23 protein-coding genes are annotated in these 19926 nt (G+C 61.6%); 10 read left to right on the top strand and 13 right to left on the bottom strand.

All coding sequences use genetic code 11. From position 1 onward, the window contains the following. The first annotated feature begins 5 nt into the window (after window positions 1-5). Window positions 6-1151: a Xaa-Pro peptidase family protein gene (locus tag RBB29_RS06775; protein ID WP_306113796.1), complete on the top strand. Its 1146-nt coding sequence runs from the start codon at window positions 6-8 to the stop codon at window positions 1149-1151. An 81-nt stretch (window positions 1152-1232) separates the two neighbouring features. Here RBB29_RS06775 and metG read toward each other — a convergent pair whose 3' ends face one another. The 3 genes from metG to RBB29_RS06760 form a co-directional block, all read right to left on the bottom strand. Continuing rightward, complete coding sequence (metG, locus tag RBB29_RS06770) at window positions 1233-2945, bottom strand: methionine--tRNA ligase (RefSeq protein WP_306113795.1); 1713 nt, start codon at window positions 2943-2945, stop codon at window positions 1233-1235. A gap of 128 nt (window positions 2946-3073) precedes the next feature. Continuing rightward, window positions 3074-5878, bottom strand: a complete 2805-nt coding sequence (polA, locus tag RBB29_RS06765; protein WP_306113794.1) for a DNA polymerase I — start codon at window positions 5876-5878, stop codon at window positions 3074-3076. Window positions 5879-6036: 158 nt separating this feature from the next. Beyond that, on the bottom strand, window positions 6037-6402 hold the full coding sequence (locus RBB29_RS06760; RefSeq protein WP_306121113.1) for a MarR family winged helix-turn-helix transcriptional regulator: 366 nt from the start codon (window positions 6400-6402) through the stop codon (window positions 6037-6039). A gap of 218 nt (window positions 6403-6620) precedes the next feature. Between RBB29_RS06760 and RBB29_RS06755 the strand changes: the two genes are divergently transcribed. After that, the gene (locus RBB29_RS06755) at window positions 6621-6989 is read left to right on the top strand and encodes an antibiotic biosynthesis monooxygenase (protein WP_306113792.1); all 369 of its coding nucleotides are present in this window, start codon (window positions 6621-6623) and stop codon (window positions 6987-6989) included. 38 nt (window positions 6990-7027) lie between these two features. Continuing rightward, a complete protein-coding gene (locus tag RBB29_RS06750) occupies window positions 7028-7471 on the top strand; it encodes a hypothetical protein (RefSeq protein ID WP_306113791.1) in 444 nt (147 codons plus the stop codon). A gap of 67 nt (window positions 7472-7538) precedes the next feature. Here the strand turns inward: RBB29_RS06750 and RBB29_RS06745 are convergent, their stop codons facing one another. Then, window positions 7539-8558, bottom strand: coding sequence for a ribose-phosphate pyrophosphokinase (locus tag RBB29_RS06745; protein ID WP_306113790.1), 1020 nt, complete (start codon window positions 8556-8558; stop codon window positions 7539-7541). A gap of 105 nt (window positions 8559-8663) precedes the next feature. Between RBB29_RS06745 and RBB29_RS06740 the strand changes: the two genes are divergently transcribed. From RBB29_RS06740 to RBB29_RS06730, 3 genes are read left to right on the top strand one after another with little or no spacing between them, the layout of a single operon-like run. Further along, window positions 8664-9263, top strand: coding sequence for a 2-hydroxychromene-2-carboxylate isomerase (locus RBB29_RS06740; RefSeq protein WP_306113789.1), 600 nt, complete (start codon window positions 8664-8666; stop codon window positions 9261-9263). Between the two features lie 4 nt (window positions 9264-9267). Then, window positions 9268-9594, top strand: a complete 327-nt coding sequence (locus RBB29_RS06735; RefSeq protein ID WP_306113788.1) for an alpha/beta fold hydrolase — start codon at window positions 9268-9270, stop codon at window positions 9592-9594. Next, the gene (locus RBB29_RS06730; RefSeq protein WP_306113787.1) at window positions 9582-10082 is read left to right on the top strand and encodes an alpha/beta fold hydrolase; all 501 of its coding nucleotides are present in this window, start codon (window positions 9582-9584) and stop codon (window positions 10080-10082) included. The genes RBB29_RS06735 and RBB29_RS06730 overlap by 13 nt, the downstream gene beginning before the upstream one ends. 45 nt (window positions 10083-10127) lie before the next feature. Here the strand turns inward: RBB29_RS06730 and RBB29_RS06725 are convergent, their stop codons facing one another. From RBB29_RS06725 to RBB29_RS06695, 7 genes are all read right to left on the bottom strand, one after another. After that, window positions 10128-11171 carry a low specificity L-threonine aldolase gene (locus tag RBB29_RS06725; protein ID WP_306113786.1) on the bottom strand — a complete coding sequence of 348 codons (1044 nt, stop codon included), beginning with the start codon at window positions 11169-11171 and terminating at the stop codon, window positions 10128-10130. Beyond that, window positions 11172-11642 (bottom strand): YcgN family cysteine cluster protein, encoded by a 471-nt coding sequence (locus RBB29_RS06720; RefSeq protein ID WP_306113785.1) that lies wholly within the window; start codon window positions 11640-11642, stop codon window positions 11172-11174. Next, window positions 11639-12577: a bifunctional riboflavin kinase/FAD synthetase gene (locus tag RBB29_RS06715; protein ID WP_306113784.1), complete on the bottom strand. Its 939-nt coding sequence runs from the start codon at window positions 12575-12577 to the stop codon at window positions 11639-11641. Before RBB29_RS06715 ends, RBB29_RS06720 begins: the two co-directional genes overlap by 4 nt. 57 nt (window positions 12578-12634) lie before the next feature. Next, the gene (locus RBB29_RS06710) at window positions 12635-13006 is read right to left on the bottom strand and encodes a hypothetical protein (RefSeq protein WP_306113783.1); all 372 of its coding nucleotides are present in this window, start codon (window positions 13004-13006) and stop codon (window positions 12635-12637) included. 132 nt (window positions 13007-13138) lie between these two features. Continuing rightward, window positions 13139-13582, bottom strand: a complete 444-nt coding sequence (locus tag RBB29_RS06705; RefSeq protein WP_306113782.1) for a MaoC family dehydratase — start codon at window positions 13580-13582, stop codon at window positions 13139-13141. Window positions 13583-13684: 102 nt separating this feature from the next. Then, a complete protein-coding gene (locus RBB29_RS06700) occupies window positions 13685-14557 on the bottom strand; it encodes a TIGR01459 family HAD-type hydrolase (protein WP_306113781.1) in 873 nt (290 codons plus the stop codon). A 51-nt stretch (window positions 14558-14608) separates the two neighbouring features. Then, on the bottom strand, window positions 14609-15436 hold the full coding sequence (locus RBB29_RS06695; RefSeq protein ID WP_306113780.1) for a LysR family transcriptional regulator: 828 nt from the start codon (window positions 15434-15436) through the stop codon (window positions 14609-14611). A 99-nt stretch (window positions 15437-15535) separates the two neighbouring features. Here RBB29_RS06695 and RBB29_RS06690 point away from each other — a divergent pair, with 99 nt between their 5' ends. Genes RBB29_RS06690 through RBB29_RS06675 form a run of 4 tightly spaced genes read left to right on the top strand, consistent with a single transcriptional unit; the run spans window position 15536 to window position 18054 of the window. After that, entirely contained in the window at window positions 15536-16576 is a 1041-nt protein-coding gene (locus tag RBB29_RS06690; protein ID WP_306113779.1) for an LLM class flavin-dependent oxidoreductase, read from the top strand. Next, window positions 16573-17061, top strand: coding sequence for a flavin reductase family protein (locus tag RBB29_RS06685; RefSeq protein ID WP_306113778.1), 489 nt, complete (start codon window positions 16573-16575; stop codon window positions 17059-17061). Before RBB29_RS06690 ends, RBB29_RS06685 begins: the two co-directional genes overlap by 4 nt. Before the next feature lie 9 nt (window positions 17062-17070). Continuing rightward, window positions 17071-17265, top strand: a complete 195-nt coding sequence (locus tag RBB29_RS06680) for a 4-oxalocrotonate tautomerase (protein ID WP_306113777.1) — start codon at window positions 17071-17073, stop codon at window positions 17263-17265. A 9-nt stretch (window positions 17266-17274) separates the two neighbouring features. Next, a complete protein-coding gene (locus tag RBB29_RS06675) occupies window positions 17275-18054 on the top strand; it encodes an alpha/beta fold hydrolase (protein ID WP_306113776.1) in 780 nt (259 codons plus the stop codon). On the opposite strand, the gene RBB29_RS06670 is transcribed toward RBB29_RS06675, so the two are convergent. Beyond that, on the bottom strand, window positions 18051-19274 hold the full coding sequence (locus tag RBB29_RS06670; RefSeq protein ID WP_306113775.1) for an MFS transporter: 1224 nt from the start codon (window positions 19272-19274) through the stop codon (window positions 18051-18053). The genes RBB29_RS06675 and RBB29_RS06670 overlap by 4 nt on opposite strands. 71 nt (window positions 19275-19345) lie before the next feature. Further along, window positions 19346-19903 carry a YceI family protein gene (locus RBB29_RS06665; RefSeq protein WP_306113774.1) on the bottom strand — a complete coding sequence of 186 codons (558 nt, stop codon included), beginning with the start codon at window positions 19901-19903 and terminating at the stop codon, window positions 19346-19348. Window positions 19904-19926: the final 23 nt, after the last annotated feature.

Raw genomic sequence — 19926 nt, 5'->3', positions numbered from 1 at the left:
ATGCGATGTTTGCAGACAGGGTAAGACGGTTGCAGCAGCGTTTGGCCGAGGCGGGCCTGGACGTGGCGCTGATCACCGATGATGACAACGTCTATTACCTGACGGGCTATTACAACTACCTGCATATGGAGTTTGGCCGCCCGACGATCCTCGTGGTCCCGAGAGAGGGCGAGACGCTCCTGATCACGCCGACGATTGACCTCACGATGGCCGAGGCATCGGCGCGGGTGGGCCGGATTGCGCCCTGGAATGACGGGGCGGGCGATGAATGGCGCACTGAGCTTCCTGCGGTCCTGGAGCGTGCGAACCGGATCGGGATCGAGCCCGATCACATGCCCCCGCTGGTGCGGGCCTTCGTCGATCGATCCGTCGATGCCGCTTCGATTGCCAGCGTCACGCCGCACCTGGCCCAGATGCGGATGATCAAGACCGCGGAAGAGTTGCAATTGGCCCGTCATGCGGGGCAGGTCGCTGGGGCCATGATGCAGGCCGGGCGCGAGGCCATTGCCGACGGTGTGCCGGAATTCGAGGTGGCGATTGCCACGTCGCAGGCGGGCACGCGCAAGGCGGCGGCGCTTTTGTCGGCCCATTACGACGATGCAGACATGTCCCCCAACACGCATTTCCTGCAGATCATGGCCTCCGGCCCCGAGATCACCAAGACCCATCACCGCGCCACGACCCGGATCATGCGCCGAGGCGAGCCGGTGTTCCTCTGTTTCTGCGGCATGACCAATTTTCACCGGTTCAAGCTCGGGTTCGACCGCACGTTCTGGATCGGTGAGATTGCCGATGAAAGCCAGGCCGCGGTCTACGAAGTGGCACTGGCCAGTCAGGCGGCTGCGCTCAACGCGCTTCGTCCCGGAGTGACGGCGGAGTCTGTGCATGCGGCCTATGCCGAGGTCATCCAGGGGGCGGGGTATGACTATCCCTTCCGTTGCGGGCGGGCGACGGGGTTCAGTTTCCTCGAACATCCGCAACTGGTGACCGGCGACAAGACGATCCTGCAACCGGGCATGGTTCTTGCGGTCGATGGTTCAGTCTCGACCGAGACCTTCCGCGCGCAGGTGGGCGACAGTTTCATCATCACCGAAGATGGTTATGAGGCCGTGACCGACCATCCGAAAACAATTGAGGATCTCGTGCTGTAAGGCCGCGCCCTGCATGCTTGATGGCGCACTGGGTGAATGCGCCTCAGACGCCACCCTTCCAAATAACTTTGGCGATCCCCTTTAGGTCCGGGTGCCCGAGAACTTTGCCTGCCACTCTTCGCGTTGCTCGTCCGTGATCTTGGCGAAAAGAACCTCGGGTACTGTGAACGCGTGACCAGGCGACAAAGTGTCGAGCGCCTCTGTCACATCCTCCGGCCAGCGATCATCATCGGTTTGCATCGCGCTCAGCATCGCGGCGGAGGCATCCGGAATGAAGGGGGCGCTGAGCACCGCGTAAAGCCGGATGAGATTGAGCGCCAGGCGGATCTGCATCGCGGCTTTTTCCGGATCTTCCTTGAAGGTGGCCCAGGGCGCGGCGGATTGCAGGTACTCGTTCCCGGCGACCCAGATTGCGCGCAATTCGGTGGCGGATTTGCGGACTTCGATGGCTTCCATATGGCCTTCATAGGCGCGGATGCGGGTGGTCAGTTCCGCGATCAATGCCTCTTCCTGCGGGCCATGGCTGCCGCCCTCAGGGATTTCCTCGCCAAATTTCGACCGGCAGAACTTGGTCACGCGGCTGACGAAATTCCCCAGCACGTCGGCCAGATCCTTGTTCACGCTGGTCTGGAAGTTTTCCCACGTGAATTCGCTGTCACTGCTCTCCGGCGCGTGGCTCAGCAGCCACCAGCGCCAGTAGTCGGCAGGCAGGATCTCAAGCGCGTGATCCATGAAGATGCCGCGGCCCTGCGAGGTCGAGAACTGCCCGCCATCATAGTTCAGGTAATTGAAACTCTTGATGTAATCCACGAGCTTCCACGGCTCACCCGATCCGAGAATGGTCGACGGAAAGCTCAGCGTGTGAAAGGGGACGTTATCCTTGCCCATGAACTGGGTATAGGTCACGTCATCGGCCCCCTTGTCGGTACGCCACCAGCGTTCCCAATCCACGCCCTTGCCCGCATCCTGCCATTCCTGCGCGCAGGCGATGTATTCGATGGGCGCATCGAACCAGACATAGAACACCTTGTCCTCCATGCCCGGCCAATCCTTTGTGCCGCGCTTGACGGGCACACCCCAATCGAGATCGCGGGTGATGCCGCGATCCTGCAACCCGTCACCGTCATTCAGCCATTTCTTGGCAATCGACGTGGTCAGGATCGGCCAGTCGGCCTTGCTGTCGATCCAGGCGTTCAGATCGTCGCGCATCTGGCTTTGACAAAGGTAAAGATGCTTGGTTTCGCGCACTTCCAAATCGGTCGACCCTGAAACGGCGCTGCGCGGCTCGATCAGGTCAGTGGGATCAAGCTGCTTGGTGCAGTTTTCGCATTGGTCGCCCCGCGCCTTGTCATAGCCGCAGTTGGGGCAGGTGCCCTCGATATAGCGGTCCGGCAGGAACCGGCCATCGGCGTTTGAATAAACTTGCTTCTCGCTGACCTCACGAATGAGGCCCGCATCATGCAGTCGCCCGGCAAAATGCTGCGTCAACGCCCGGTTCTGCGCGCTGGACGAGCGGCCGAAATGATCAAAACTGAGCCGGAAGCCCTTGCCAAGGCGGTCCTGAACCTCCCACATCTCGGCGCAGTAGTCGGCAACCGGTTTGTCGGCCTTGGCGGCGGCCAGCTCGGCGGGGGTGCCATGTTCATCGGTGGCGCAGAGAAACAGCACCTCGTGCCCCCGTCCGCGCAAGTACCGCGCATAGAGATCCGCCGGGAGCTGCGAGCCCACCAGATTGCCCAGATGTTTGATCCCGTTGATATAGGGAATGGCCGAGGTGATGAGATGCCGTGCCATGTCTTGCCCATGTTTGCGTGTCGCGTTGGCGACCCGTTTAACGCAGGTTTCCGGACAGTGCCAGAGCGGGTCGGCCTGAGCCGGACCAAGTCTGGCGGTTGGCTTCGGGATCAGGCCGTCGGGGCGCCTTAATGCGCTTCGGCCCAGTTCATGCCCTTGCCCGCATCCACGGTTAGCGGCACGTCCAGGTGCACCGCCGGATTGGCCGCGTTTTCCATCACGTCACGGGCGGTTTTGATCACGTCCTCGGCGGCGCTCTCTTCGACCTCGAAGAGCAATTCGTCATGGACTTGCAACAGCATCCTGCAGGGCAGCCCGTCGATGGCCGCGGGCATGCGGATCATGGCGCGGCGGATGATATCGGCGGCGGTTCCCTGGATCGGCGCATTGATCGCGGCGCGGCGAGCGAACCCCGCATGGGGGCCCTTGGCGTTAATCTCGGGCGTGTGGATCTTGCGACCAAAGAGCGTCTGTACGAACCCGTGTTCCTTGGCGAACTTCACCGTGTCGTCCATATAGGCCCGGATGCCAGGGAAGCGTTCGAAATAGCGGTCGATGAACCCTTGCGCCTCGGAGCGGGGGATGCGCAGGTTGCGCGCAAGGCCAAAGCCCGAGATGCCGTAGATCACGCCGAAATTGATCGCCTTGGCGCGGCGGCGCACCTCCGGCGTCATCTCGTCGAGCGGCACATCGAACATCTCGCTGGCGGTCATGGCGTGAATGTCGAGCCCGTCGGCAAAGGCCTGTTTCAGCGCCGGAATGTCGGCAATATGCGCGAGGATACGTAATTCAATCTGGGAATAATCAAGTGAGAGCAAGGTGTTACCAGGGGTCGCAATAAACGCCTCGCGGATGCGTCGGCCCTCTTCGGTGCGTACGGGGATGTTTTGCAGGTTCGGATCGGTCGAGGCAAGCCGCCCCGTCGAGGCGCCGGTTTGCACATAAGAGGTGTGCACGCGGCCGGTGTCGCGGTCGATATGGTCCTGCAACGCATCGGTGTAGGTGGATTTGAGCTTGGAAAGCTGCCGCCAGTCGAGCACGCGGGCGGGCAGGTCATGTTCCGTCGCCAGATCTTCGAGCACGTCAGCGCCGGTGGCATAGGCGCCGGTCTTGCCCTTCTTGCCGCCTTCGATCCCCATTTCGTCGAACAGGATCTCACCCAGTTGCTTGGGTGAGCCCACGTTGAATTCGCGTCCCGCCAGTTCGTGGATCTCCGCCTCCAGCCCGGCCATCTTCTGGGCGAAGGCGTTGGACATGCGGCTCAGCACCTCGCGGTCGACTTTGATGCCGTTCATCTCCATCTGCGACAGGACCGGCACCAGCGGGCGTTCGAGGGTTTCATAGACCGTGGTGACCTGTGTGCGGTGCAGTTGCGGCTTGAAGATGTGCCAAAGCCGCAGGGTGATGTCCGCGTCTTCGGCGGCGTATTTCACCGCCTCGTCAATCGGCACCCGATCGAAGGTGATGGCGGATTTGCCGGTACCCAGAAGCGATTTGATCGGGATCGGCGTGTGCGACAGGTAACGTTCGGCCAGGGTGTCCATGCCGTGATTATGGGTGCCGGCGTTGAGCGCGTAAGACATGAGCATCGTGTCGTCGATGGGCGCAATATCCACGCCGTAGCGGGCGAATATCTTGGCGTCATACTTCATGTTCTGCCCGATCTTGAGGATCGCCTCATCCTCGAAAACCGGTTTGAGGGCGGTCAGCACCTCTTCGGTGTTCAATTGTCCGTCGGCCAGCTTATCATCGGCAAACAGGTCATCGCCGCCCTTGCCCTCCTTGTGGATGAGCGGGATGTAACAGGCCTCGCCGGGTTCGACCGACAGGCAAATCCCGACCAGTTCCGCCTGCATCTCGTTGAGCGACGTGGTCTCGGTGTCCACGGCCACGTAGCCGCGTGCCTCGATACGGTCGATCCAGACTTGCAGCGCCGCCATGTCCGCCACCCGTTCATAGGCCTTGGGGTCGATGGCGGGCCATTCCGGGGCGCTTTCTTCGGCCTCGGGGGCGGGCGCATCCGCGATCACCGGCGGTTCCGCTCCAAGCGCGTCCGCCACACGTTTCGAAAGCGTGCGAAATTCCATTTCTGCAAGGAATTCCAGAAGTTTATCGGATTCTGGGTCGCGGACCTCAAGGTCGTCCAGCGTGAAATCGAGCGGCGTGTTTTCGTCAAGCTGAACCAGTTTCTTGCTTAGTTCGATCTGTTCGCGCTTTTCAATCAGCGTCTCGCGGCGCTTGGGTTGCTTGATCTCCCCGGCGCGGTCCAGAAGGGTTTCCAGATCGCCATATTCATTGATGAGAAGTGCGGCCGTCTTGATCCCGATCCCGGGCGCACCGGGGACGTTGTCAACGCTGTCACCGGCGAGCGCCTGTACATCGACCACGCGGTCGGGCCCAACGCCGAATTTCTCTTCGACACCTTCCACGTCGATGCGTTTGTTCTTCATCGCATCGAGCATTTCGACACCGCCGCCCACAAGCTGCATCAGGTCCTTGTCGCTGCTGATGATCGTCACGCGCCCGCCTGCATCACGCGCCTGCACCGCCAGTGTGGCGATGATGTCATCGGCCTCGAACCCTTCGATCTCCTTGCAGGCGATATTGAAGGCTTCCGTTGCGGTGCGGGTCAGCGGGATCTGCGGGCGCAGGTCTTCGGGCATCGCCTCGCGATTGGCTTTGTACTCGGGGTAGAGGTCGTTGCGGAACGTGTGGCTGCCCTTGTCGAAGATCACAGCCACATGGGTCGGCGCGTCCGGCCCGGCGTTATCGGCCACGTATTTCTGCAACATGTTGCAAAAGCCGGAAACTGCGCCGATGGGCAACCCGTCGGATTTGCGGGTGAGCGGCGGCAGCGCGTGATAGGCGCGGAAGATGAAGGCCGAGCCGTCGATCAGATGCAGATGGCATCCCTTGCCGAATTGAGTGGTCATGCGCACGCGCCCCCGGGTCTTGCGGTTTTCCTGATTTCAGGTGTGCCATGAAGCGCGCCGGGCTTCCACCCGGTTCGTGACAATTGACGGCAAGAGATGAGGGCATGCCTGTTGTCTGCCCCACGTGCCAAAAGTCGGGATCCGACGGAAGATCTACGTTAGCGCGCGCCATCCTTTTGGGAATTCGACGCGGCCTCGAGGCGGTTTTTCAAAAGGGCGATAACGTCTTGGGTGATTGCGATGTCATCTGGTGACAGCCCTTCCGAGAGATCGTTCACCCAAGGAACCTGCAAAGCGATTGCGGCTTCGAAGAGCTCCTGACCCTTTGATGTGAGCACCACGAGATGGGCTCTTTTGTGATGCGGGTTCGGTTGGAATTCGACGATTCCTTCCTTTTCCATCTCGTTGACAATGCGTTGAACCCCCTGGCGATGAACACCCATCGTGCGGGCATGCCAGGCAACAGATTCCGGATGGGCTGCATAGGCGATGGCGCCAAGGACTTGCCAGCGCGCGCTGGTCAACCCGAGATCAGCGACCAGCCGGTCACCGGCAAGTTGCAAACGACCATTCAGGCGGAAAACGTCCAGTATCAACGCTGTCACCGCCTCCCCGGACTTTGTCCAATGCTCATTTTTCATGTCGATGGTTTACGGTATTGACAACGTGTTGTCAAATTAGTTAGTGAGATGAAATTGACAACATGACACCAAATTAAATCACCACTCACGGAGTAAGACAGATGGTCAACTTCAAGCCCCTCGATCCAGACTTTCCAATAGAGCAGCAACTGGGCATCGACGCTGGCCCGGTTGTCCTGGTCAACCTTTTCACGATTGATCCCGCGGATCACGACGCCCTGATCGCGGCGTGGAAAGAAGACGCGCTCTGGATGAAGAAACAGCCGGGTTACATCAGCACGCAGATGCACAAGGCCATCGGCGATGGTGGCATGTACCTGAACTACGCCATCTGGGATACGGTCGCCGATTTCCGCGCGGCGTTTTCCAACCCGGCGTTTGAAAAGGCGCTGAGCCACTACCCATCCAGCGCCGTCACCGCACCGCATCTTTTCGAGAAGATTGCCGTCTCGAACTGCTGCACGGCTTGAGGCATCTCTCCGCAAATACGGCACTGGAGGACAGAGCGATGAAAAAACGCATTCACGCAATCGCAGGCGGCATCGGCTTCCTGATGATCTTTCTCTTCTGGACATCCACGGCCATCACCGAGCTGTTTGCTAGTCACGAGACAATTGCCGCGGTCAAAGCATTGATCTTGAAGGGCATGTTCATCCTGATCCCCGCCATGGCGATCGTTGGTGGATCGGGCATGGCAATGGGTCGGAGGCGCAAGGATGCGCTGACGAGAGCCAAGAAAAAACGCATGCCGATCATCGCGGTGAACGGCTTGCTGATCCTGGTACCTGCCGCCTGGTTCCTGGCGGGCAAAGCAGCCGCGGGTGAGTTTGATGCGGTGTTCTACACCGTCCAGGCGGTCGAACTTGTCGCCGGTGCAGCGAACCTGACCATGATGGGTATGAACATTCGCGATGGCTTGAAAATGACAGGGAAAATCAAGCGCACACGTTGAAGCCGAGGCCGTCGACAAAACTTTTGGGCCGCAGCCAACGCAAGACGCCTTGCCGTGCGGGTCGAGGTCACTCCGCCGCGTACAAACCTTCGTAGATCGGGCCGAGTGTTTCGGTGTCGAAAAGCGATGATACCGACGTCCCGTTCCAGATATTGAGGATTGCCTGGGCAAAGACCGGTGCCGTCGGCACGATGCGGATGTTCTTGGCTGCGGCCACGGCGTCGCGTGCGGCGATCGTGTCGGTCAGGACCAGCGATTTCATCACCGATTTGGTCACGCGGTCCACGGCGGGGCCGGACATGACGCCGTGGGTGATGTAGGAATGTACCTCGGCAGCGCCGTTATCCATCAGCACCTCGGCAGCCTTGCAGAGCGTGCCGGCCGTGTCGACAATATCGTCGACGATCAGGCATTTCTTGCCCTTGACGTCGCCGATGACGGTCATCTCGGCCACTTCGCCGGGCTTTTCGCGGCGCTTGTCGACGATGGCGAGCGGCGCGTTGATCCGTTTGGCCAACTCGCGCGCGCGACCCACACCGCCCACATCGGGCGAGACGATCATGATATCGCCCATCTTGCCCTTGAATTCCTTCATGATGTCGAGGGCAAAAACCGGTGAGGCGTAGAGGTTATCGACGGGAATGTCGAAGAAACCCTGGATCTGCGTCGCGTGCAGATCCATGGTCAGCACCCGCTCGATCCCCGCGCCAACCAGCATGTTGGCCACCAGTTTGGCCGAGATCGGCGTCCGCGCACGGGAGCGGCGGTCCTGCCGCGCATAACCGAAATAGGGGATCACCGCGGTGATGCGCTGCGCCGAGGAGCGCCGGAGCGCATCGGCCATGATCAGAAGCTCCATCAGGTTGTCATTGGCCGGGTTCGAGGTCGGCTGGATGATGAACATATCCTCGCCACGCACGTTCTCGTAGACCTCGACAAATATCTCGCCGTCGTTGAACCGCTCAACCCGCGTGTCGCAAAGGCCCACGGTGGAGCCCCGGTGCATCGACATCCGCCGCGCGATGGCAGTCGCAAGCGGCATGTTAGCATTGCCCGAGATGAGTTTCGGCTCTGGTCTGGCTGGCATGTTTGGCTTCCCCAAGGTGGTCTTGATGACAGAATCATGACGTTGACTCCGCTTAACATGCGCATACTGTCTGGCAAAGCTATGCAAAGGGCGGAGACGGGAAATTTGGCACATATCGACTATTATTTTTCGACTCTGTCACCCTCTGCCTACATGGCAGGCACGCGGCTCGAAGAGATTGCTGCGCGGCATGGGGCGACGGTCACCTACAAACCGCTCGACATCATGGCGCTTTTTGCCCGGACGGGCGGGCAACCGCTGGCCGAACGGCACGCCAATCGGCAGGCCTACCGGGCGCAGGACATGGCGCGGCAGGCGAAACGGCTGAACATGCCGATCAATGTGAAGCCGGCCTTCTGGCCGCCCAATCCCGCGCCGTCCTCCTATGCCATCATCGCGGCGCAGAGTGCCGGGGGCGGGGATGTCGGGCAGCTTGCGCATTCCGTGCTGCGTGCGCTTTGGGCCGAGGACCGTGACATTGCCGATGATGCGGTGATCCGGGCGTGTCTAGACGCGGCGGGATTTGACGCGGGCCTTGCCGATAGCGGCCTTCTTGCCGGGGCTGAAACCTATGCCGCCAACCTGGAGGATGCGGTCAATGCGGGCGTCTTCGGGGCGCCGTTCTACGTGGTCGATACCGGTCAGCTCTTCTGGGGGCAGGACCGGCTTGACGACCTCGACGCGCATCTGGCCGGGGATTTGTAACCTTATGCCCAAGGCGCCCCGGGCGGGGTTTGGGACCTATTGGACAACATATGGCCAGGGACCGCGCGAGGCGCTGATGATCCACTGCTCGCTTGCGTCTTGCGAGGCATGGGGCGGTTTGGCGCGGGTGCTGTCCGGCGCGCTGACTATGACGGCTTTCGACATGCCCGGCCATGGGCGCAGCGATGAGTGGGACGCGCGTGGTGAAATCCAGGGCGTCACCGCCGAGATCGCCGCAGGTTTCCTCGATGGTCCTGCGGATGTGATCGGTCATTCCTTCGGGGCGACGGTCGCCTTGCGGTGGAGCGGCCGGAGCTTGTGCGCAGCCTGACCCTGATCGAGCCGGTCTTCTTCGCGGTGGCGAACGCAGATCAACCTGACGCGTCCGAGGCCCATGCCCGGCGCACGGAAGGGTTCGACGCCGCCATGCGCCGCGGAGATCACGCCGAGGCCGCCCGTGCTTTCACGGATATCTGGGGCGGTGGCATCTCCTATGCGGCGAAGGGCGCGGCACAACAAAGGCGGCTCGCCGCACAGATGCCCCTGATTGCTGCAACTGCCCCGGCAATCATTGATGATGCCGCGAACATGCTTGATCCCGAACGGCTGTCGCGCGTCTCGATGCCGGTGCTCCTTGTAGAAGGCACCGCGTCCCCGCCGATCATCAGTGCGATTTGTCAGGGATTGGAATGGCGCCTTGCCGATGCGACCCGCGCGATTATCGCGGGCGCGGGGCATATGGCGCCGCTTACCCATGCCGGGGCCGTCGGTGCGGAGATTTTGCAATTCCTGCGTCTGCACCCGATGACTGTGGATTAAGGCATTTTCCGCGTCTGCCCGCCCGATGTGTTGGTCGGTGCCTCTTTACACCTTGGCGATGTCGATGAACCGGTCGATCAATTCATCGGTGATCGACCAGTCGCAGACGAGCCGCATTGAGATCGCCTCTTGGGGATCGTCCCCTTTGAGCGTGCCGTGAAGCCCATAGACCGCGCCCGCGTCATGCAGGCGCTGATGCACGGCACGGGGCAGAGTGGCAAAGATCATGTTGGCCTGCGGATCGTTCAGGAGGGTGGCGCCCGGCACCTCGCGCAAACCGGCGGTCAACCGCGCCGCTGCGGCGTTGGCGTGGGCCGCCGTTTCGCGCCAGAGGTTGTCTTTGAGATAGCCCAGCATCTGCGCCGAGAGGTAACGGTGTTTGGAAAAGAGATGCGCGGCCCGTTTGCGCCGCAACTCGAACTCCCAGGCATGTTTCGGATCAAAGAAGATCACCGCCTCGACCCCCATGCAGCCGTTTTTCGTGCCGCCGAAGCTAAGCGCGTCGATGCCCGCGCGCCAGGTCATTTCGGCCGGGGTGCAGCCAAGCGCGGCGATGGCATTCGAAAACCGTGCGCCATCCAGATAGACCGGCAGGCGGTAGGTCTTGGCGAGGCTCGTCAATGCGTTCAACTCGTTCAGGGAATAGACATGCCCCATCTCGGTCACCTGCGTGAGCGCCACCGGCCCGCGTTGCGAGACATGCACATCGCCATAGACCCAATCCTCGATCCCGGCGGCCAGTTGATCGGGCGTCATCTTGTCGGCCTCGCCCACAAGGCTCAGTTTCGCGCCACCGGTGAAGAATTCGGGCGCGTGGCATTCGTCCCGCTGGATATGCGAGAGCGGCGTGCAGAAGATCGTCTGCCACGGCTGCGCCAAAACCGACAGGGCCAGCGCATTCGCCGCCGTTCCCGTTGCCACCAGGTAAACCGCGGCTTCGGGCGCCTCGAACTGGTTGCGAATGAGACTACGCACCTCCGCCATGACCGCATCATCGCCGTAGGACGGGTGGTAGCCGGTATTGGCGTCGCTGACGGCCTGCATCACGGCGGGATGGGCCGGTCCGCAATTGTCGGAGGCAAAGAACATCTAAACAGGCTCCTCGATAATGTGATCTTCCCAATCGTCCTCGTCGATCTCGAACTCGGCGACCGTGCGGTTCTGCATCGAGACATTCGCGTCATGCACCGTCTGTGGATCGCCCGAGATCAGCGGGTGCCAGTCAAAGAGCGGTTTGCCCGTCCAGATCAGCTTGTAGGCGCAGGTTTCCGGGATCCAGTAAAGGTTCTGATCCATGTTCTGGGGGCTGAGCACGACGCATTCCGGTACGAATTGATGGCGGATATCGTACTGCGTGCAGCGGCAGGTGGCATCGTCGAACAGCCTGCAGGCGACGCAGGTCAGCGCGACCTCGGCGGTGTCCTCGTCCTCGAGCTTGTTCATGCAGCATTTGCCGCAACCATCGCAGAGCGCCTCCCATTCCTTCTGGGTCATCCGGTCCGGGCGCACGGTCTCCCAATAGCGCGGGCGCAGGCCGCTGCGATCAATCGGATCGCTCATAGGGCGGCCAGGATGTCGCGCGCTCGGGCGCAATCGGCATCCATCTGCGCGATGAAAGCCTCAAGGCTGTCGAAGGTCTCTTCGGGACGGAGGTAGTCGACCAACGCGACCGAGAGTTCCGCGCCATAGAGGTCACCGGAAAAGTCGAAAATGAAGGTTTCGAGGTTGGGGATCTCGCCGTTGAACATGGGTCTGACGCCAAGCGATGCCGCTCCGCGATAGCGGCCTTCGTGGGGGCCGTCGAGCACATCCACAAGCACCGCATAGACGCCGAATTTGGGCGGGTGCAGCCCTTCGATGGACATGTTTGTCGTCGGATATCCCAATTCGCGGCCGCGTTGTTCGCCGCCGACAACGGGGCCTTCGATCCGGTGCCAGTGGCCGAGCATGGCGGCGGCATCGCGCGGGCGTCCTTCGGAGAGCGCGGTGCGGATCGCGGTCGACGATACCTGCCCCTGATCGCCTTCGAGCAATTGCGCGATGGTCACGTCAAAGCCCATTTCCGCGCCAAAGGTTTGTAAATCCGCGGCATTGCCGGCCCGGCCCTTGCCGAAGCAGAAATCGGCACCGACCACCACATGGGTCAGCCCGAGCCCGTCATGGATGACATTCTGCGCAAATTCGCGGGGCGAAAGGGCCGACAGCGCGGCGTTGAAGTTCAATTCATAAAGCCGTTCGACGCCCAGTTTTTCCAACTGGTGCGCGCGGGCATCGGCCCCCATCAGGCGAAAGGGCGGCGCATCGGGGGCGAAATATTCCCTTGGATGCGGCTCGAAGGTCAGGATACCAAGCGGGGCGTCATGTTCTGCCGCGGCCTTGCGCGCAAGGTCGATCACGGTGCGGTGGCCTATATGCACACCGTCGAAATTGCCGATCGCCACGCTGGCGCCGCGGTCGGACGGGTCAAGGTAGTCATAGTCTCGAATGATGCGCATGGGGCAGGGGTAGCGCCCCATGCGGGCCGGTGCAAGCGCGATAGTGGCTTGTGGCGTTCACTCAGCCGGCTGGGCCGCAGCGTCGGGTTTGTGCGAGGCGATCACGAGGCAGACCGCCGCGCCGTTGAGCCAGTAGAACGCGGCATCAAGCCCGCTGAACCCGAAGAGGAAGGGCGCGGCAAGGAAGGTCAGACCGACGATGAGATCAACAGCCATGTGGACCGAATAAGGCACGATCCGGATGAGGCCGAGATGGTGATCGGTCAGGACTGTCAACACGAAGGCGGCAATGCCGGCGACAACCGACAGCCAGAGGGCCATCGGGTTGCTGTCCCCCAGCCCCAGAAGGAAGGGCAGGCCGATCAGGGCAAGGGCGACGGGATAGTCGAGATAGGCGTGGATGTTCTTGGTGACGAATTTCGCGGGCATGGCAGCCTCCTGTTTGTCTGAAGTGGTGACAAACAGATAAAGCGGCAAGCCTGTACGATTAATGCCTCAAGATGCAAGAAATCGTGCAGATCGTTCAAAGGGTCGCGGTACAGGCGTCCCGGGTTGGTTCCGTCAGTCGAATTTGCCGGTTGGTGCCAGCACGGTCGCCTCACCGATCAGGACCTTCTTGCCGTTCACAAGGCACCGGCAATCAAGCTGTACCCGGCGCTTGGCATAGTCGATCCCGACCACCTCGACCTCCGCCTGGACCATGTCGCCGGGGCGCACGGGGGCCAGGAACTTGAGCGTCTGGCCCATATAGACCGTGCCGTGACCGGGAAGCTGTTCACCGATCACCGCCGAAATCAGCCCGGCGGTCAGCATCCCGTGGGCAATCCGGCCCTCGAAAATCGTGTCGCGGGCATAATCGTCATCCATGTGGACGGGGTTATGGTCGGTCGAGACCTCGGCAAACATCTCGATGTCCTTGTCGGTGACAACCTTCTGCAAGCTGCGCGTCATGCCCATCTCGATCTCTTCGATGGTGATGGTACCGCGGGGCATATTGTCCAACATTCGACCCTCCAATCAGGTGCGGCGCGTAATTTTCAATCCGTTGCGCGCCGAAAGTTGGAACTTTATTACTTTGCAGGTGCAGAAAATCAAGTGTTTTTTTGCTTACCGCAGATGGCCGATCGTATAGGTCGGAGAGGATATTTCCTTTTGAAGATAGTCCCTTAGGGCTTCTTCATCCGGTTGCTGCGACGTTTTCGTCTCCGCTGCGGCTAACCCACCCGAGATGAAAAGGGAATCAATATCCTCGCCCATCGCCCCGGCGATGTCGGTCAGGATGCCGTCACCGATGGCCAGGATCGCCTCCGAATCGACCACTTTGCCCAGGGCGGTCAGGCGTCGGCGGGCCAGGTCATAGATCGGCGGATGCGGTTTCCCGAAGTAGAGGCTTTCGCCGCCCATCTCGGTATAGAGCCGCGCCAGCGCCCCGGCGCACCATTCACGGTGATCGCCGCGATCCACCACGATATCGGGGTTGGCGCAGAGGAGTTTCAGACCCTTCTGCTTGGCATAGAGGAATTCGGGGCGCATGACCTCGGGATCGGCCATCGCGTCAAACGGCCCGGCGCAAACGATCCCCTCGGCTTCCTCGAGCGGGACCGGCCGGACGTTGACGGGGTTTTCCACGATCTGGATCGGCTCAAATATCTTGCGATCATGGTCCTTGCCGATGAAATAGACCTTTTCGCCGACCATGCCGCGGAACATCGCCGCGCGGGCGCTGTCACCGGAGGTGGCGATGGTGTCCCAACTGTCCCGTGCCACGCCGACCTGTTCAAGCTGTGCCTCGACGTGATTGCGCGCCTTTGGGGAGTTTGTGACCAGCACGACCTTGCCGCCCTTCGCGCGATAGGCCTGTAAGGCCGCAACCGCGTCGGGGAAGGGGGTGATGCCGTTATGAACGCAGCCCCATAAATCAACGAACAGGGCTTCGTAGCGGTCGGAAATCTCGGAGAGGGAATTGATAATCTGGGTCATGGGGCAATCTATGGCAGCGAAGGGGCGGGTTGACCAGCCCGTCGGCGCCGATCAGGCGACCGCCTCCCCCGCCAGCCAGGGAAATGCGGCTTCGGACAATTCGCGCCAGCTTAGGAAAGACCGGCGGGTGAACTCCGGCGCGCCGGTGACCGGGAAGAGCTTGCCATCCGCCACAAGGCCCGCGACCTGCGTGGCCGGAAGATAGGCCGATCCGCCCTCGGACAGCAGGTGTGCCAAGGCCCAGTCGGGGTTGGAATAGCTCGACCCGGCGGTGTCTTCGACGGGCCAGACCTCGGCATGCTGAACCCGGAAGGCTGGCCCGTAATCGACGTAGATATAGTCCGGGTCCCACTCGACCACCTCCCGGGGCCGGGTCGCCACCTGCACGATCCGGTCGGTAGAAAACTCGCGGGTCTCGAGCCCCGGCTCGCTCAGCGGTTCGGGCAGGAGTGCCGCATCGCTCATCCCGCTTTGCAGCCACCTGCGCGCGTCCCCCGGTAGTCCTGCCCAGACCTCGAACGCGGTTTCCGTGTGGGCCTGGCGCAGATCTGCCATCCAGGTGGCGCCAAGTCCGGTCCAGAGGGTCGGATGGCAAACCAGGCTGAAAATCCGGGTGACACCGCGTGGCAGGTTCGTGCGCGCCCGCGCATTCTCCCAACTGCGCACGATCATCTCGGCCTGTTCGAGAAAAGCGAAACCGGGTTTTGTCAGGCTGGCACCCTTGCGCGACCTGAGCAGCAGTTTCGCGCCCAGTGCCTGCTCCAGCACGTCCAGCCGCGCCGTGACCGCAGATTGCGTGATATTGAGCTGCTCGGCCGCCCGGTTGAGGTTGCCGGTCCGCACAACGGTCAGGAAAGTTTCTATGGCCGCAATGTTCATGCGGCAGATAATACAAAATTCTTTATCTATATCTTCAATTAAATCCGTTTTTATGAATTAAATTTTTCTGCCATGATCCGCCCGAACAGGAGGCGCGACATGGAATTCAGCTTACAGCTTTCGGCCGATTACCCCGATAAATCCTATGGCGGGGACCGGGTTTATGCGGACATGCTGGATCAGGCGATGTTGGGGGATCGGCTCGGCTTTGATGCGGTGTCGATCACCGAGCATCACCTGATGAATTGCCTGATGATGCCCGCGCCGCTGCAATTCGCGGTCAAGCTGGCGGCGCATACGAAGCGCATCAAGATCATGACCTCCATTGTCGTTCTGCCGCTGCATGACATGCGGACCTATGCGGGCGAGGTCGTGGTGGCGGATATCTTTACCGAGGGGCGCCTGATGCTCGGCGTGGGCCGGGGCGCCTTTGCCTACGAGATGGAGCGGCTTGGGGTGCCGATGGACGAAACGCAGGCGCGGTTCAACGAAGCACTCGATGTATTGCAGGCGCTTTTGAGTCGCGAAGAGGTCTCGTGGCAAGGCGACTATTACAATTTCGAGCCACTCACCATCATGCCGCGTCCGGTGCGGCCCATTCAGATGATGATGGCGGTGATGAACCCCGAGGGGATCTATCACTGCACCAAGCGTGGCTTTCATATCCAGACGACACCGCTTTCGGGCAATCATCAACTGCTGCTCGATCAGGTCGGCGGGTTCAACCGTGCCAAGGATGAGATGGGTAAGGCGGGCGCGCACCTGACCCTGACGCTGAGCCGTGTCGCCCATATCGCCACAGGCGCGACAGAGCGGCAGCGCAAGATCGGGGCCGCCCACAAGTACTACAGCCGTTTCGATAATGTCTTTACCGGCCCCGGCATCGTGGATAACGGTATGGTACGGGAACTGCCGCGCGATCAGTCGGTGGAAGAGTTGGGAGAGAGCCTTTTGATTTGCACCCCACAGGAGATGATCGACAAGCTGGGCCCCTATGCCGAGCTGGGGGTCGACCGTGTGATCCTGAACAAGAATTTCGGGCTTGAGGCGCAGGAAACGCTCGAGTCGATCCAGTGTTTTGCCGAAGAAGTCATGCCCCATTTCACCGGACGCCCCGCATGGCAGGGGGCGGCGCAATGAACGCCGCGCGTCAGGCCTTTATCACCGCGATGCGCAAGGTCGCCTCGACCGTCACGGTCGTCACGACCGATGGTCCCGCGGGCATGTCCGGCGCCACGGTCAGCGCCTTTTCATCGCTGAGCGCCGATCCGCCCTCGGTCCTCGTGTGCCTCAAGGCCGACAGCCGGATTGCCATGGCGGTCAAGGATAACGGCGTCTTTTGCGTCAATATCCTGAGCGAAGATGCCGAAGAGGTCGCGCACCGTTTCGCCGGGGCGCTCGATGCCACCAACCCCAACCGGTTTGACGGGATCGAGGTCACGATGACCGAAGAGGGGCCGATCCTGCCCCGCGCCACGGCTTTCACCTGCTCGCTCAACCGGACGGTGATCCACGGCAGCCATGCGATCTGCATCGGCGACGTGACCGGCATTTCGGACGCGGGCGAGCAACCCCTGACCTATATGAGCGGTGCGTTCCACGTGGTGCGCCCGAAATCGGAGTAGGAGCGTAAGATGCCGATCATTCGGGTAGAGATGTTCAAAGGCCGTAGTGTCGAGCAGAAACGCGCGCTTGTCCGTGATCTGACCGATGCCTTTGTTGGCGCGGCGGGCGGGACACCCGACAGCGTGCAGGTCGTGATCACCGATGTCGAGAAATCCGATTGGGGTACTGGCGGAGAGTTGAATTCCGACAGGTTCCCGGACTGAGGCCGCGTCATGAGTGATGTGATCGACTGCGAATTCACGGTGCAGGGGGACGGCCCGCCGCTTTTCCTGATCCACGGGATTGGCGCGGCGCGCAATACCTGGGCCAAGGCCTTGCCGGTTCTGACGCCGCATTTCACCGTCGTGACCTATGATCTGCGCGGTCATGGTGCGTCGCCGATGCCGACGGGCGAATTTGGTCTCGACGCGTTGGTGAACGATCTTGAGCGGGTGCGTGAACGCTCCGGCTTTGACACCGCGCATTTCGCCGGGCATTCGCTGGGCGGCATGATCGGCCCGGCTTATGCGTTGCGGTATCCCGACCGGGTGCAATCGCTGGGCCTTCTGTCGACGGCGGCGTTTCGGACCGAAGACGACAGCGCCAAGGTCTGGGGCGTTGTCCGCGCGATGGAAGAAAAGGGCATCCCGCAGGTGCTGGGCACGCTGACGGACCGTTGGTTCACCGATGGGTTCATCGCCGCGCATGGCGATGTGGTCGAACGCCGGTTGAAACAGGTGGTCGATACCGATCCCGACGTATTCCTCAACGTGTTCCGCATCTATGCGGGGACGGAAATGGCGCCCTGGCTGCACGAGGTGACCGCGCCGTCGCTGATCCTGACCGGGGAAAATGATGGCGGATGCAACCCGCGCCTCAACCGGTTGATCGACGATGCGCTTCCCAATTCGGAACTGGTGATCCTGCCGGACCTGAAACACTCGCTGCTGCTGGAGGCCGGGGATATCGTGGCCGGTCACCTTGTCCGGTTTATCGAGGGGTTGGACGCCTAGCGTTTGTCGCGCAGCCGCTCTGTCAGGCGGCCCAGGGTAAAGCTGGTGCGGGGGCTCCAGATATAGGGGGTGCGTTCATCGCGGGTCTTGCGCGCCTTCATCCGCACAAGACTGAAGAACACCAACAGCAGGTGACCCGCTGCGATCATCACGAACATCGCTGACGGCCCGAAACTGTCGATCAGTTTCGACGCCAGCAACGGTGCCGCGATTGCGCCGAGCGCGTAGAAGAACATCAAGGCGGCGGAAAGCTCGACCCGTTGCGAATTGTCGGCGAAGTCATTCGCATGGGCGGCGGATATCGAAAAGATCGGGAAGCTGGTCAGGCCGAAGAGGAAGGCCGCCGCCATGACCCCTGCGGGGCCCAGATAATTGGAGTAGGCCCCGAAGACGCAGGAGATCACGGCGGCAAAAGACAGCCCGATCAGCACGTGCCGCCGGTTGAACCGGTCGGCCAACCAGCCCACGGGATATTGCGCCAATGCCCCGCCCAGCACAAAGACCGCTAGGAACCAGGCGATCTGCTCGACTTCGAGCCCCACCTGCTGACCATAGACCGGCCCGACCATGCGGAACGACGCGCTTGACAAGGCCGCAACCAGCACCCCGGCTGCCGCCAGCGGCGAACACTCGATCAAGAGCATCGGGCGCAGGCGCGGGGCCGCCGGTGTTTCGGGTTGGGACGCCTTGGTCAAGGTCAGCGGCAGCAGCGAGGCGCAGCAGACGATGGCCAGCAGATTGTAGGAGACGTAAGAGGCCGGCTCCAGAACCGAAATCAGCAGCTGCGCCGCAAGCGATGCGCCCATATCCGCGACACGGTAGGCACCCATGGCGCGACCGCGGGTCTTGTTGGTGACCTTCGCGTGCAACCAGGCCTCAATCACCGTATAACACCCCGCTACGCAAAGGCCCGATGCCACCCGCATCACCGCCCAGGCATAGGCGTCGATCCAGAGCATATGGGCCAGCAGGCCGATTGCACCCGCTGAGGTGAACGTGGCAAAGGCGCGGGAATGGCCGACACTGCCCATCAGGCGCGGCGCCCACCAGCAGCCGATGAAAAAGCCAAAGAAATGCGCCGAGCCAAGCAGGCCGATCTCGGCGGTGCTGAAGCTGAGCGCAAGGCCGGAAATCGCGTCAAGTGGCCCGACACCGCCGGTCGAAAGCTGCAACAGGATGACCGAGAGGAACAGGGCGGCAAAGGAAATCAGCATGCGCATAATGCGCCTACCATGTCATGGCCGGATCGCGGTGCCCGGCCCTATTCGACATTCGGGTGTCGTTTTCGGCGCTATCTGGTGATGCGGGCGATGATCCGAAGGCCGATCTCGTCGCCGACCAGATTGGGATAACCGTTGGCCCCGAAGGCCGAGCGGGGGATGGCGCCGGTCAGTTCGACAAGCAGGTTTCGGCGGTCCTGCGGTTCGGTCCCGCGTTGGCGAAACAGGCGGGCATCAAGCACGACCTGGCGGGTAACGCCTCGCACCGTAAGGTCACCGGTCACCTTCGCGCCGCGCAGGTCCCCGACAATGCGGGTGGAGCGAAAATGGATTTCCGGAAAACGCGCGGTATAGAGCACCTTGCGGCTCTTCATCGCCTCGGTTGCGAAAATGAACCCGGCGCGCGCACCCGCGGCGTTCAGCGTCACCAGAACGCGGCTGGCGGGCAGGTTGTCGAGGTCAATCAGCAGATCGGCGGACGATACCGGCATCTGCCCGGACTTGCGCGCGCCGTCGAAATCATAGCTGAAGCCAACGGTTGAGCGATCGGGGTCAAGGCGATAGCTCTCTGGCCCGGCGGCGGCGAGCGTGGGGGTGAGCGCGAAGAGGAGGAGCAGGGTACGTAACATCTGGTGACAGATAGGGGCGTTTC

Origin of the sequence: Roseovarius sp. MMSF_3359 (assembly GCF_030733385.1) — a bacterium.
In the GTDB taxonomy this organism is placed as follows: domain Bacteria; phylum Pseudomonadota; class Alphaproteobacteria; order Rhodobacterales; family Rhodobacteraceae; genus Roseovarius.
Note: the sequence above shows the minus strand (reverse complement) of the source record. Positions and strands in the feature narration are given on the sequence as shown.